This is a genomic window from Paraburkholderia sp. JHI869, assembly GCF_038900775.1.
Lineage (GTDB): Bacteria > Pseudomonadota > Gammaproteobacteria > Burkholderiales > Burkholderiaceae > Paraburkholderia.
In genome coordinates this window covers 75,403-87,949 of record NZ_JAYMSC010000001.1, presented here as the reverse complement: position 1 = coordinate 87,949, position 12,547 = coordinate 75,403, and the positions used below count along the sequence as shown (strand labels likewise).

General features: G+C 60.4%; 13 protein-coding genes and 1 pseudogene. 7 read left to right on the top strand and 7 right to left on the bottom strand.

What is annotated here, in order from left to right:
• Positions 1-3: 3 nt before the first annotated feature.
• On the bottom strand, positions 4-711 hold the full coding sequence (locus tag VSR72_RS00410; protein WP_342950435.1) for a pirin family protein: 708 nt from the start codon (positions 709-711) through the stop codon (positions 4-6).
• A gap of 81 nt (positions 712-792) precedes the next feature.
• A complete protein-coding gene (locus VSR72_RS00405) occupies positions 793-1,557 on the bottom strand; it encodes an SDR family oxidoreductase (RefSeq protein ID WP_342950434.1) in 765 nt (254 codons plus the stop codon).
• A gap of 141 nt (positions 1,558-1,698) precedes the next feature.
• Here VSR72_RS00405 and VSR72_RS00400 point away from each other — a divergent pair, with 141 nt between their 5' ends.
• The 3 genes from VSR72_RS00400 to VSR72_RS00390 all read left to right on the top strand — a co-directional run bounded on the left by VSR72_RS00400 (position 1,699) and on the right by VSR72_RS00390 (position 4,185).
• Positions 1,699-2,616, top strand: coding sequence for a LysR family transcriptional regulator (locus VSR72_RS00400; protein WP_342950433.1), 918 nt, complete (start codon positions 1,699-1,701; stop codon positions 2,614-2,616).
• 164 nt (positions 2,617-2,780) lie between these two features.
• Positions 2,781-3,746: an alpha/beta hydrolase gene (locus tag VSR72_RS00395; RefSeq protein ID WP_342950432.1), complete on the top strand. Its 966-nt coding sequence runs from the start codon at positions 2,781-2,783 to the stop codon at positions 3,744-3,746.
• A 34-nt stretch (positions 3,747-3,780) separates the two neighbouring features.
• Positions 3,781-4,185: a nuclear transport factor 2 family protein gene (locus tag VSR72_RS00390; protein WP_342950431.1), complete on the top strand. Its 405-nt coding sequence runs from the start codon at positions 3,781-3,783 to the stop codon at positions 4,183-4,185.
• Between the two features lie 114 nt (positions 4,186-4,299).
• Here VSR72_RS00390 and VSR72_RS00385 read toward each other — a convergent pair whose 3' ends face one another.
• A complete protein-coding gene (locus VSR72_RS00385; RefSeq protein WP_342950430.1) occupies positions 4,300-5,184 on the bottom strand; it encodes a helix-turn-helix domain-containing GNAT family N-acetyltransferase in 885 nt (294 codons plus the stop codon).
• Between the two features lie 149 nt (positions 5,185-5,333).
• Here VSR72_RS00385 and cheY point away from each other — a divergent pair, with 149 nt between their 5' ends.
• Entirely contained in the window at positions 5,334-5,729 is a 396-nt protein-coding gene (gene cheY, locus VSR72_RS00380; protein WP_342950429.1) for a chemotaxis response regulator CheY, read from the top strand.
• A gap of 143 nt (positions 5,730-5,872) precedes the next feature.
• Here the strand turns inward: cheY and VSR72_RS00375 are convergent, their stop codons facing one another.
• A complete protein-coding gene (locus VSR72_RS00375) occupies positions 5,873-6,583 on the bottom strand; it encodes a hypothetical protein (RefSeq protein WP_342950428.1) in 711 nt (236 codons plus the stop codon).
• A gap of 512 nt (positions 6,584-7,095) precedes the next feature.
• Here VSR72_RS00375 and VSR72_RS00370 point away from each other — a divergent pair.
• On the top strand, positions 7,096-7,869 hold the full coding sequence (locus VSR72_RS00370; protein WP_342950427.1) for an MBL fold metallo-hydrolase: 774 nt from the start codon (positions 7,096-7,098) through the stop codon (positions 7,867-7,869).
• Positions 7,870-8,301: 432 nt separating this feature from the next.
• On the opposite strand, the gene VSR72_RS00365 is transcribed toward VSR72_RS00370, so the two are convergent.
• Together VSR72_RS00365 and VSR72_RS00360 are read right to left on the bottom strand one after the other, a co-directional pair.
• Positions 8,302-9,366: a methyltransferase gene (locus tag VSR72_RS00365; protein WP_342950976.1), complete on the bottom strand. Its 1,065-nt coding sequence runs from the start codon at positions 9,364-9,366 to the stop codon at positions 8,302-8,304.
• Positions 9,367-9,682: 316 nt separating this feature from the next.
• Positions 9,683-9,934: a pentapeptide MXKDX repeat protein gene (locus VSR72_RS00360; RefSeq protein ID WP_342950426.1), complete on the bottom strand. Its 252-nt coding sequence runs from the start codon at positions 9,932-9,934 to the stop codon at positions 9,683-9,685.
• A 500-nt stretch (positions 9,935-10,434) separates the two neighbouring features.
• Between VSR72_RS00360 and VSR72_RS00355 the strand changes: the two genes are divergently transcribed.
• Together VSR72_RS00355 and VSR72_RS00350 are read left to right on the top strand one after the other, a co-directional pair.
• Positions 10,435-11,238, top strand: coding sequence for a hypothetical protein (locus VSR72_RS00355; protein ID WP_342950425.1), 804 nt, complete (start codon positions 10,435-10,437; stop codon positions 11,236-11,238).
• A 197-nt stretch (positions 11,239-11,435) separates the two neighbouring features.
• Positions 11,436-11,577: pseudogene (locus VSR72_RS00350) on the top strand (DUF3047 domain-containing protein); the annotation flags it as partial.
• Between the two features lie 211 nt (positions 11,578-11,788).
• On the opposite strand, the gene VSR72_RS00345 reads toward VSR72_RS00350, so the two are convergent.
• Positions 11,789-12,352, bottom strand: coding sequence for a YSC84-related protein (locus VSR72_RS00345; protein WP_342950424.1), 564 nt, complete (start codon positions 12,350-12,352; stop codon positions 11,789-11,791).
• Positions 12,353-12,547 lie beyond the last annotated feature (195 nt).

Here is a 12,547-nt window from a genome sequence, read left to right as displayed (position 1 = left end):
GGTCTATCGTAAAAGCTCGACTATCACGACATCGGTGTCGTCGAGCGCCACCATCGCAATGTGCGGTTCGTCGCTGACGACGACGCCATCGCGCGGCGCGAGCCGGATCTGTCCCACGTCAAGCCGACCATGATCGGCAACCAGATACGCCGCGCCTGAGGCCGGCAACACGTGATGCACCATCGAGCCTTCGCGTAGCGTGGCGATACGTACGCGCACGTCGGCGTTGATGGGCAGCGCGCCCGCGCACACATCGTCTGGATCGCCACTCGCCAGCGTGACGAAGCGGCCTTCGCGACAACCGCGCGAACAAATGCGCGTCGCCGAACGTGGCGTGCCGCCCGGCGTGCGCGGATGCAGCCAGATCTGGAATAGCCGCGCTGGCACATTTTCCTCGTTGCGCTCGGCATGATGGACAGCGGCGCCCGCACTCATCGCCTGCACCGTATCGGCGACGAGTCGCGCGCGATTACCCGCATCGTCTTCGTACGTGATCGCGCCTGAGCGCACCCACGTCACGATCTCGACGTCGCGGTGCGCATGCAGCTCGAAACCCGAGTGCGGCGCGAATTCGTCGTCGTTCCACACGTAGAGCGCGCCGAGCGGCGCATGGTCGGCTCGTCCGCATTCGCCGAAGCGGAAATGCTGTCGCGTATCGAGCCAGTCGCGCCTGACTGCGCCAAGCGAAAGGTAACGACGATGTCCGATCATGATGTGCCTCCGCTCAAACGCGCGTACGCGCCGGGCGCTGGCGCGATCGTCGAAGACCGCATCCACGCGCCCGGGCGGCGTTTAGACCTGCTGCTGGCCGCCATCGACGAACAACTCGATGCCGTTCACGAAGCTCGCGTCGTCGGAGGCCAGGAACAGCGCTGCACTCGCGATCTCGCCGGGCTCGCCGAGACGCCCCATCGGGATCTGGGCAGCCAGATAATCGGCGAGGCCCTGGCGTTGGGCGGCATCGTCACCGGCGAGGTCGAGCAGGCCGGGCGTGCGCGTCGCGCCCGGGCTGATCGTGTTCACGCGGATGCGGCGATCCTTCAGATCGAGAATCCAGCTGCGTACGAAGGCGCGCACCGCGGCTTTCGAGGCCGAATACACGCTGAATGCAGCCGTACCGGCGCTGCCTGCCGTCGAACCGGTGAGGATCACCGACGCGCCCTCGGCGAGCAGCGGCAGCGCCTTTTGCACCGTGAAGAGCACGCCCTTCACATTGCGATCGAAGGTGTCGTCGTAGTGTGCTTCGGTAATGCTGCCAAGCTGCAGCATCGAACCGCCGCCGGCGTTCGCGAACAGCACGTCGAGGCGCCCCTGCTCTTCCTTGATCTGCGCATACAGCGCGTCGAGCTCAACCAGCTTCGTGGAATCGACACGTACACCCGTCGCGTTGCCGCCGGCTTCGCGAATGCCCTTCACCGCGGCATCGAGTTCGGCCTGACGGCGGCCAGTGAGGTAGACGTGTGCGCCTTCTGCCGCGAAACGCTGTGCGGTGGCGAGGCCGATGCCGCTGGTTGCGCCGGTAACGAGTGCAATCTTGTTGTCGAGCTTGCGTGCCATGGTGTTGCTCCTTTCGTTCGGTAAGTGGATGACTGCGTTCGGTGTTGCGTGCTGCGATGTGAGGAGAATATCGACGCCCCGGTCTTTTCGAAATAGAATTGATTGCAATCCAACGTTGCAAAAATGAAAAGATGAGGGGAAATGGCGAAGCTGCCTGATTTCGAAGGACTCGCGATGTTCGCGAAGGTCGCCGAGGAAGGATCGTTCGCGGCCGCGGCACGCGCGATGGGGGTGTCGGTGGCCACGGTCTCGCGTGGCGTCGCGCGCCTGGAAGACCGGCTGGGTGCACGGCTTTTCAACCGCACATCGCGCCAGCTCTCGCTCACCGAGTTCGGCCGGACGATCTGCGAGAAGGCCGGAGAGATCTACCGTCAGGCCGAAGAAGCAGAAAGCGCCGCGCGCGAGATGTCGGTGCAGCCGCGCGGACTGGTGCGCCTGGCCGTGCCGATGTCGTTCGGGCTGCGCTGGGTCGCGCCGCTGCTGCCCGGCTTCTTTCGCGCGTACCCGGAGGTGTCGATCGACCTGCATCTTTCGGATGCGTCGGTCGATCTGGTCGCCGATGGGTTTGACGCCGCGCTGCGCATTGCCGCGCTGCCGGATTCGTCGCTGGTCGCGCGACGGCTGTGCGCGGTGACGCAATTCGTGGTGGCGTCGCCGGCGTATCTGAAGCGCGAAGGGCGGCCCGCGCATCCGCGCGAACTGGTGGACCGGCCGTGCCTCTCATACGCGTACCGCGCGCGCAGCGATGTGTGGCGCTTCACGAACGCCGCGGGCGAGGAGGAGCCGGTCATGCCGACCGGCCCGTTGCGCGTGACGAATTCCGATGCGCTGCTGCCCACGCTGCTCGATGGCGTTGCCATTGCCGAGCTGCCCGAATTCATCGCCGGCGAATATCTGGCCGATGGCCGTCTGGAAGCCATCCTCACCGACTGGTCGCTGACGAAGGGCGGCCTTTACTTCGTCACGCCATCGGCGCGCGCGCGTCCTGCGAAGGTGGCTGCGCTGTCCGATTACTTTGCGGAGCATCTCTCCGAGCCATCGTGGCGATGGCCGAAGTAATGCGTTGGTGGATTTGACCAGCAAAACCACATCGTTGCATTTCTGCAATGATTGCCTTCCAACAATTCTATTTCGCAAGCATCGCGCGCTCCGTATTCTCCTTTCCACCGGCTGCATAACACCAAGTCGGAAGCCACTCAGCCAAACGGAAAAGGAGAATCAAGATGAACACGCAATCCACGCCGAACACGCCCGATACCGCGACGCTCGCTTTCCTCGACGCGTTGAACCGCGCGGGCGGACCGGCGATCGAAACGCTCACACCCGTCGAAGCGCGCGAAGTCCTGGCGGGCGCCCAGCGCGGCGCGCCGGTCGACGTATCGGGCATCGACGTCACGCGCCGCACGATCGAACAGGATGGCCTCGTTGTGCCGCTCGTCGTCGTCAAGCCGCAGAACGCACGCGCCGTGCTGCCCGCGTTCATGTTCTTCCACGGCGGCGGCTGGATTCTCGGCGATTACCCGACGCATGAACGCCTTGTGCGCGACCTCGTCGTCCAGTCGGGCACGGCAGCGGTGTTTGTCGAATACACACCTTCGCCCGAAGCGCGCTACCCGGTCGCGATCAACGAGGCCTACGCCGCGACGAAGTGGGTCGCGGTGCATGGCGAGGAAATCGGCGTCGACGGTGCGCGGCTCGCCGTTGTGGGCAACAGTGTGGGCGGCAACATGGCAGCCGTTGTCAGCCAGATGGCGAAGGACCGGCATGGGCCGGCCATCCGCTTCCAGGGGCTCATGTGGCCGGTGACGGACCACGCGTTCGACAACGCCTCGTATGACGCCTTCGCGAACGGCTACTTCCTGAGTCGCGACATGATGAAGTGGTTCTGGGACGCGTACACGACCGATGAGGGCGAGCGCAACGAACGCTACGCGTCGCCGCTGCGCGCATCGATCGACGAGCTGAAGGGCTTGCCGCCCGCGCTCATCCAGACCGCGCAGTTCGACGTGCTGCGCGACGAAGGCGAGGCATACGGAAATCGGCTCGACCAGGCGGGCAACGAGGTGACGACGACGCAGTACAAAGGGACGATCCACGACTTCGGCCTGCTCAATGCCCTCGCTGCCGACGCGCCGACGCGCGCCGCCATGCAGCAGATGGCGAACGCTTTGAAAACGCGTCTGCAATAAAGCCGCATTCATGCCTTCTTCTATCGAGCCGATCATGAACAACGCCAGTCAACTGCTTTGCGCTTACCTCGAATCGATTCGCGACCCGCGTGCGGCTGCCGCACTCTTTGCCAGCGATGGCGTGCTGGAGTTGCCTTACCTGAAGTCGCTCGGCATCGACGGACGTGCGCAGGGGCCCAAAGCGATCGAAGGTTTCATTGCCTCGCTCCTCGCGAAAGTGCCGGATTTCGCGTTCAAAAACGTGCGGCTTCTGATCGAAACGCCGGAACAGGTGTTCGCCGAATACGAGGTCGAAGCGCTGGTCCCATCGACGGGAAAAATCTATCGCCAGATGTATGCGGGGCGACTCGTGGCACGTGACGGCAAAATCTCGCTATTGCGTGAAGCGCTGGATACGGTCGCGGCGGCAGACGCGTTCGCGATGACGCGCGCCGCTTGACGATCCCGAGCAGCAAGAACCGCCGATTTTGCCCGAAGAGAACTCACGCTTTCGACCCGCAGTGGAGATCATCCGCGACGGTCAAAAGTCCGCAGTGCATGGCGTTACGGTCGTTCAGGCTAATCGCTTTTCAAACCAGTGATGGGCATACGGTTCCGCGCTGAACGCATCGACTTCGATATATCCAGATTGCCGGTATAGAGAAATCGCTTCGCGCAGAGCGCGATTTGTCTCCAGGCGAATCACGCGCGCTTTGGCCTGCCGAGCGTGTTTCTCCGCCTCGACAATCAATCGCCGGCCGACACCCATACCCCGAGCGGCGGGACTCACCCACATTCTCTTGAGCTCGGCCGGAGACTTCTTGTGAAACTTCAGCGCGACGCAGCCTATCGGGCGCCCATGGAGTCTGGCGACGATCAACGCGCCTTCCGGCGCCGTCAATTCATGGGCGTCTGCGGGCAGGCTCCTGGACGGGTCGAATCCTGCCTCAAATCGCTCGTTGAGCTCGCCGAAGTATTGTTCAAAGCACCATTGCGCTTCATCGCTATCCGGTTTCTCAAGCGCATATTGCACAAGCGATGCCTGGAGCAAACGCTCAACCTCAGACATGGCTGCGACCAGTCTGCGTCTCTGCTCATCGCCGAGCGGTTCGAGCGCACGTAACGCGACTTCGTCGGAGAGCCGTTCGAGTTCGGCCCTTTCCATGAGCCCTTCCTCAGTCAGGCAAGCCCGGCGTACGCGCCGGTCGTTCGAATGAGTGAGGACGGCAACAAGGTTTTGTCGCTCGAGAGACGCCAAGGTCCGGCTGACATAACCTGAATCAAGGTTTAGCCGCGCGCGAAGCGCACGAATATCCGCACCTTCGACACCGATCTCCCATAGCAGCCGCGATTCACCCATCGGACGGCCTCGTCCGAGGAAATGATCGTCGATGGCGCCAATGCTTTCGGCAACGATACGGTTGAAGCGACGAATCTGGAGAATGTCGGCTGCGCTCATATCTCTGACTTTAGTCAGAGATATGACTCCCGTCAACAACGCGTTGTCGATGATGTCCCGGAAGCGGTCGTCTACCCGGACGCTAAAGTTTCGGGTCAGATTGCCGTTACGCTGGGTTGGTTTCCCGGTTCTGAAACGTGCGGAGTGGCATGAACAAGAGTATGAAAATTCTGGTGGTGGATGACTTTCCGACGATGCGCCGGATTGTCCGCACCATGTTGAGGGATCTGGGTTATACGAACATCCTTGAGGCGGAGGACGGCGTGGCGGGGCTGGCGCAGCTGCGTGCGAGCCCCTTCGATTTTGTGGTTACCGACTGGAACATGCCGAACCTCAACGGGCTTGAGATGCTGAAGGAGATTCGCGCAGATGTAAAGCTCGCACACCTTCCGGTGCTGATGGTTACCGCCGAGTCGAAGAAGGAAAACATCATCGCAGCGGCTCAGGCCGGTGCGAACGGCTACATCGTCAAGCCGTTCCCGGCGTCCCTCCTGGACGAGAAGCTGAGCCGAATTGTCGAGAAAATGGGCAAGACGGCAAAATGAAGGCCCCGGCGCACCGATACCAGGAACGCTGACCTGCAGCGACTTCTCAAACCAGGAGACGAAAGGCGATACTGGGCTCATGCGTTCGATGCCCTCGGCGCGGACCTTTTCGCCCTCGGCCGCCCTGCCGCGCAGGGCCCGCTCTACTGCGACTGATCCTCAGGTTGGAATCGCACTTCCAGTTCGGACTGAGCTTGACTGAGCCACTTGATCTGCGCCGAACACGCATCCGAGGCCGGTACCTGCGCTCTGGTCAACAGCGCGGTGAGTCCGTCGATCTTGTGCGCGTCCTCGACAAGCAGCCCGGTGCATATGTGGGTCACGTGTTCCAGGCCCCGTGTGGCAAGCATCGACTGGAGCCTCCCTGACATCTGTGACGCGGTCTCTATCTCCGGCACCGGCAGATTCAACACCCGAAGCGACTGCACGACATCAGGTTGGCACGATCCCGTGTAGTCGAGAACCTGGACGCATTCCTCGGGTAACACCCACACAGAGGACAAGGCACGTTCGTCACGTAATGCCGAATGCGGAACAGTCGAATCCGGAATCGATTCTTCGCTCCTGGTCGCGTCGGGAACAGTGGCGCGGCCAATCGGCACCCAGGTTTCGTTGTAGGTGCGCGCCTTGTGGTTGTGCTTTCCCTGTCTGCGATGTACGCGCACCTTATGCTTATGTTTGATCGGCTGCGCATGAGCCTTGTGACCCGAGACCCGTTTGTTGTGAGTCCCCGCCTGGTGGTGGACCGTTGCTCCGATGTGGCTTGTGGTTTGTTTGTGTGCCTTGGCCTCAACCTGTGCCGTACTGCCTATGGAAACCCAGATACTGAGGACAGCGAGACTGATACGCTTCATTGCTACTGCTTTTCCTGTTCTATACGTTGTTGTAGCCTTGGCTGCATGATCGCGCTGATCCTCTTCGGATCGCCCAGGACGCGCGCTCTCACGACTCTCATGTTTTCGTGGACCCGCTTTTTGCAGGAGTCCACTATCGCGCGTTGTTGCTCCACGCCATGCGGCGTGTCTGCGAGTGCAATGTGCGGGTAGAGATGGCCGAGCAACGGACGAGTCACGCAGATTGCGTCAGGAATCGACGCATCCAATCGGAATAACGGCATTTTGAAACGAAACTTGCGGCTCCATGATGGGGAGGCTCTATCAATCAGGCCGCCAGAGCGAGCAAGACCAATAACGCAACATCGTCCTGGACGCTCGTCGAACTGGTGCTCTCGGCCAGGACCGGTCACTCGACCGCATGCCTAAATCGTCGACACTTTGCAACCTCCTACGGCGCTTCAATGACAACGATCTCGAGGTGGGATTCGAAGTGTGTCAAAGTAACAACTCATACTCGTGAGTGCCCCTACATGATCACGTTGCCAATTGCCCAGCGATGGTTTGAACTCAAACGCGTCGGCGATGACATCACCCTGCTTTGGGAACCCCACGTCGTGCCGCTAATGCGCTGCAATATCTGGCATGTGCGCGGCCGCGACCGAGACCTGATGATCGACACCGGAATGGGTATCGCCAGCCTGCGCGATGCGGCCAGGCACCTGCTGCAGAACGACGTAACCGCCGTCGCGACGCATACGCATTCGGATCATGTCGGCGGACATCATGAGTTCGAACACACACTGGTTCACGAATTAGAGGCAGAGAACCTGCGCTCTCCGAGCAAGCCAGGCACCCTTCTGGCGTCGGTATTGGGCGACAAAGCAATTCGCCGGTATCGCGAAGCAGGGTATGCGATCGACGGTGATCTGATCACGGCCCTTCCTGACGCTGATTACTCGATGTCTGACTATCGCGTGCGGGCCGCGACGGTCACGGAAATCGTCAAAGAAGGGAACGTTGTCGATCTCGGTAACCGGCATTTTGAAGTCCTCCATCTGCCCGGCCACTCACCGGGCAGCATTGGCCTGTGGGAAGCAGCTTCCGGCACTCTGTTCTCCGGCGATGCGATCTACGACGGCCCGCTACTGGACGAGATAGACGGCGCTGATATTCCGGCCTATGTGCGAACGATGAAACGCTTGCGTGAACTGCCCGTGCAAGTGGTCCACGCCGGACATGATGGGAGCTTCGGGCGAGAACGGCTAGTCGAATTGGTCGATGCCTATCTAGCTAAACGTACCTGATTACACACCGGGTCGGCGGTTCGAAGATTTGCCGGCTGGACTTCGGGTACCAGGAAAACAGTCGACGTACGCCAGCCATGAACTGCCGTTCACATGGGTTGCCGGTTGGACATGCAGGCGTCGGCTCCGCTCCGTAAGCTGCCATCCACTTGTCGAAGACGAACGCTCCTTCTCGGCCATTGCTGACGGTGGCGGCATCGAGCAGCAGAACTTCAGCTTCCTGCCTGAGCGAACGGTCGAATCCGGACCCGATTCGACCGTTCGCACCGGTACGAAATCAATAGGCGCTTCCGCGCGATCTTCGGACCACCACGTGCTTCGGTCGCGACTTGTATTCGGCGATGAGCCATCGGCGTTACAGTATGTGCCGCGGGCCGTTCGATCTATCCGCGTGACTAACAACGCTGCGCTTTTCGTGACGTGTGCGCCCGGTCACGACCGAATTCCGATTACCATCGACTCCGGACCGGCGAGTGGTTCTACTCGTAACTGCGTGAAGCCGGCTTCCTTCATCCATTCACAACACTGCGCGCCGGTGTAGTCAAAGCCGCCAGTTGTTTCGATTAGCATGTTCAGACTCATCAGAAGGCCCAGTGCATTCTGCCTGCGATCATCGTCGATTACTGTGTCGTAGACGATCAGGCACCCGCCGGGAGGCAGCGCCGCATGACACTTCGCGATGAGTTCGCGTTTCTGCCCGAGGTCCCAGTCGTGGAGGATGTGTCCCATCACGAGCACGTCTGCCGTCGGGCAGGGGTCCCTGAAAAAGTCGCCCGCGTAGAAGCGCAGCCGCCCCTCCAGTCCGTTCGATGCCACGTATTCGTCGAATACTGGGCCCACGACCGGCAGGTCGAAACCGCCGCCTGTCAGGTGTGGATGAGCGAGTGCGATCTGCACAGGCAGCGCGCCTTGTGCGGTGCCGATGTCGATGAACGTGCGGTACTCTTGCCACGGAAACTTCTGCGCCATCGCTTTTGCAGCGCCCAGGCTGACTCCGCTCATCGCCTTGAGAAAGCCGCGTAGAGACTGTTCGTCGCGATAGATCGCGTCGAACGGGTTACCGCCCTGCTTCGCCTCGTTCTGCGGTTGCCCGGTGCGAAGCGCCTCGGTCAGCGCCCCCCAGAAAGGGTAAAGCCGCGAGTTGGCCATTTCGAGCAAACCGCCTACGTAGGCGGGCTTCGACTTGTCCAGAAACAGCTCGGCCTCCGGTGTGTTCCGATAGATTCCGTCTTCACGTTCCAGCACGGCCAATGCGACGAGCGCATCGAAAAAATCCACGGCACCCCTTGGATGTAGCCCAAGTGCGTCGGCCAGTTGCACCGCATCCCGAGGAGTCTTCGCGAGGTTCGTGAACACCTCGAGTTCGACTGCGGAAAGCAACGTCTTGGATGCCCAGAAACCCATGCCCAACATGAGCAGACGCTCGGGGGTCGGCTCGCGCTGCTGCGTGTCGTCAGGCGTAGACGATTCTGGTTCCATACGTGGGGTGTCTGCCATCATTGCTCCCGAAACAGACTCGCGATGTAGCGCAAGATTGCATGCTAGGCGTGGAGATTTCATTCAAATGTGCGTTAGCGCACAGAGCGCTGTGCGGCGTCACTGTTGAGCGGGTGAAACTGGCCAGTTGCCGACGCTGCCCACGGTTTTCTCGCTGACATTCGTACGTCGGCTCTCCAGCAGGCAACGGAAGTTCCGAAACCGTTAAGGCTTTGAACAGCCAGATTACTGCGCGGGTGCTATCTGAGGGTGATCCGTGGAGCGCCTCCGAGAAGGGTCTTCCGGTCTGGCGTCGGCGGATCACTTCGCATCGACACTACTCCTTCACCTCGGCTTTCTTTGTCTCATCTCCTGCCATGCCGTCATGGTTCATCGCATCTTCTTTCATCTCATCTTTGGCCGCGCTGTCGGCGCTCATCGCGTCTGATTCTGTTGCGCTCTTTGCGGTTATCTCCTGACTCGGCGCGTCGTTGGCAGCCGCGTCGGTCGGCACACTATCATCAGCGAAGGCGCCCGCGGTCGCGAACGAGAAGCAACTGGCGAAAATGGTGGCGGTGAGCTTTTTCATGATGTGATCCCTCAGCGAACCGACAGTGAGTCGGAATATCGATAGGACAGTAGCCCGGAGGTTGGGGCGTGGTCTTGCCGCAAATCAGTGACGGGCATGGCACTTCCCGGTACCCCCGTCGGCGACGGTCATGTCATTCTTGCGCGGATGGATACGACAGGAAGTCGGCAGCCACTCCAAAGGGCATGGGTAAAGACCCGATATGCGTTAGCCGAATCACTGGGAAATGACTGCAGGTAAGGTGTGAAAGGCGCCTGGATGGCCCAGCGACCGCAACGATATGGCAATGGCTGCTGTACCCTCGTGAGGAGTCGTCTCGGCAGCGGATGATCGAACGACGGCAACGGGTCGTGTCCTGCCGGTCGGACCACTCTGTGGCTAGCCAGCAGAGGCCCTAGCCTGATTTGAAAAGGCCGATCCACCGGTTAGATTGGCTGCCACGTGCCCACCAACAGAGCAAGCGGCCGCTTGGATCTATACTGGGGCACCTGGAGACTCCGATGGCTAATCACGACAGGCTGCATCCGCTACGTCCGCTCCTGAAGAATTGGGTTTGGGAGCACGGCCGAATCGGTACTCGCTATCTGGACTGCATCGATGGCGAAATCAAGTTTGACGAAGGCAAGAAGGCGCGCTTCGCCGCCGAAGAATACATTTACGTGCCGCTCGACAAGGATGCTGACGACGATGCGTCTGTGGAGGGCCCTGCGATCCAGGAGGCCGGCCTTGCCCGTTTTTTGACGGCAGCGCAGTTGGGCAAGCCGGAGGAAGCCGGCTCTATGGTGGAGGTCCAGCGCGCAGTGCAAGACTGCGTGGAACTCGGCCTGTTCAGTGCGTATCAGATGGACGCCCGCGAGGCCTTCGCACGCTACGCGCAGGAGCCCATGTTCGACGATGAAATCCGCGCTGCGGTTGTCGATGATACCCGGCGTATCTACACGGGCGTGCGCGAGCGACTGTCGCTGTACGATTTCAGTGTGCTTTACGGCTTGCCCATGCCGCTGCTCATCAGCGAGGCGCCGTTCATCGACTGGCGCGTGCGTGCTAGTCCGGCCCTTCCGTTCGTCTCGCTTCCTCTTGGACCGTACTGCCTGCTGGTAGGTGCGCCCTCGGGCAGGAGCAGCCGAATTGGCCCTGTGGTCTGGAAGCCCGCTGCCGCAATGGGCCCGTTGAAGGACCACAACCGCCAAATCGCGGAGCACGCACGTTTGTGGCTGGTGGCGACCACTAATGACCAACTCGTCGCTGTACAAAGCCGCTTTGCTGCGGCCAGGAGCACCAAGCCAGAGGATGCGAGGCCCTGACTGAAGTCGATGGGAAACGCGCTGCGGGCAGTGGCCGAATCATGACGCGTAGGCGCTTGTGTTCGGTGCCGAACTGCACTGAGTAAACAGGGGAGGGACCGCCAGTATGAGACATTCGCATGCAGCGCTGTAGTGATTGTCCGTCGTGCGCTCCAAGCAGCGGAATAGCGGGGCCTGTCTAGTCAGGCTTCGGAACGCGCAATGTGCAGGACTACGAGAGAGTCTTTCACGAACCGCCCAGACGGATCATCGGCTTATGGCCTGCTGACCGACACCGACAACACCGGAACTACGACACAGACATGGTATGGAGACATCCATTTTCTGCCTGGGTCATGATTCATGGGAACCTCCACGCTAGTCCAGCGGCATGATGCCAGTCGACGCGTCGCGCCCTACGGCCAGACGTTCCGGAATAGGTACGGGCTGGAACGCCAGCAAGAGAGTCCGGACCAGAAAGACAGCAACAGCAATGTATCGCCGAATATTCATGCGTATCTTTCGCAAAAGTTCCGGACTCTCAACGCCGTACGCTAATGCTCGGCAAAAATCACCGTGGCTTGTAAGAGAACTTCTGGCCGCCGACGCTTGCCTCGTACATCAGCCCACCCTTGGCCACTGTGAATACGGCCATACCTTTTCGATAGGATCCCGCAGTTTTAGCGTCTTTCTTGCCACCACTGACGTTAGCAGACGTGCCCGTCGTGCCTGCCTGCGCGCCCGCCGCCGCGGTGATCGCAATCGCATTGGCATCCGCGCCGAATTCGAAGTTTCCATCGGTGAATTCTTTGAGAGCCCGTTCGTCTTCGAACAAGATGAGTTCGCTGTACACCTGGCCGCCAAGTTGCAAGCCCACAGTGAGCTGAGTCATCGTCGTATCGCCGATATGTTTCCCTTGCTCATAAACGCGGCCCTTGCCACGGGCACCGCCTATACCGACCCCTCCCTTGCCAATCTTTGGAAACAAAGCGTACGCATAGGCACTGTGCAGCAAACTGCCGCTTTCTCCTGCGTTCTTGAACAGGTTGAGTGCGTCCGCATATTCGTCGGCCCGAGCAGCAGAAATAGGCAGCAACAGGAGGATGGTGAGCGTCAACATCAGACGTTTGAGCATGATATGTTCTCCAAGGATTGGGCGCATTCAAGCACTGCTGTCACGCATACGCAGTCTATAACCAACTCCTCCCTCTACACCATCGTCGATCCATCGCATATTTTGGGTTTTGTTGAAAAAGGCAGATTCGCATTCCGACAACGACAGATGGGAAGTGTACGTAACCGTCAACCTCACTCAGTGACGCGTCAGGAC

Bases quoted from the DNA above. Each gene is read 5' to 3' on its own strand.
- VSR72_RS00410 (WP_342950435.1), bottom strand. From the start codon at position 711: ATGATCGGACATCGTCGTTACCTTTCGCTTGGCGCAGTCAGGCGCGAC.
- VSR72_RS00405 (WP_342950434.1), bottom strand. From the start codon at position 1,557: ATGGCACGCAAGCTCGACAACAAGATTGCACTCGTTACCGGCGCAACC.
- VSR72_RS00400 (WP_342950433.1), top strand. From the start codon at position 1,699: ATGGCGAAGCTGCCTGATTTCGAAGGACTCGCGATGTTCGCGAAGGTC.
- VSR72_RS00395 (WP_342950432.1), top strand. From the start codon at position 2,781: ATGAACACGCAATCCACGCCGAACACGCCCGATACCGCGACGCTCGCT.
- VSR72_RS00390 (WP_342950431.1), top strand. From the start codon at position 3,781: ATGAACAACGCCAGTCAACTGCTTTGCGCTTACCTCGAATCGATTCGC.
- VSR72_RS00385 (WP_342950430.1), bottom strand. From the start codon at position 5,184: ATGAGCGCAGCCGACATTCTCCAGATTCGTCGCTTCAACCGTATCGTT.
- cheY (WP_342950429.1), top strand. From the start codon at position 5,334: ATGAACAAGAGTATGAAAATTCTGGTGGTGGATGACTTTCCGACGATG.
- VSR72_RS00375 (WP_342950428.1), bottom strand. From the start codon at position 6,583: ATGAAGCGTATCAGTCTCGCTGTCCTCAGTATCTGGGTTTCCATAGGC.
- VSR72_RS00370 (WP_342950427.1), top strand. From the start codon at position 7,096: ATGATCACGTTGCCAATTGCCCAGCGATGGTTTGAACTCAAACGCGTC.
- VSR72_RS00365 (WP_342950976.1), bottom strand. From the start codon at position 9,366: ATGGCAGACACCCCACGTATGGAACCAGAATCGTCTACGCCTGACGAC.
- VSR72_RS00360 (WP_342950426.1), bottom strand. From the start codon at position 9,934: ATGAAAAAGCTCACCGCCACCATTTTCGCCAGTTGCTTCTCGTTCGCG.
- VSR72_RS00355 (WP_342950425.1), top strand. From the start codon at position 10,435: ATGGCTAATCACGACAGGCTGCATCCGCTACGTCCGCTCCTGAAGAAT.
- VSR72_RS00345 (WP_342950424.1), bottom strand. From the start codon at position 12,352: ATGCTCAAACGTCTGATGTTGACGCTCACCATCCTCCTGTTGCTGCCT.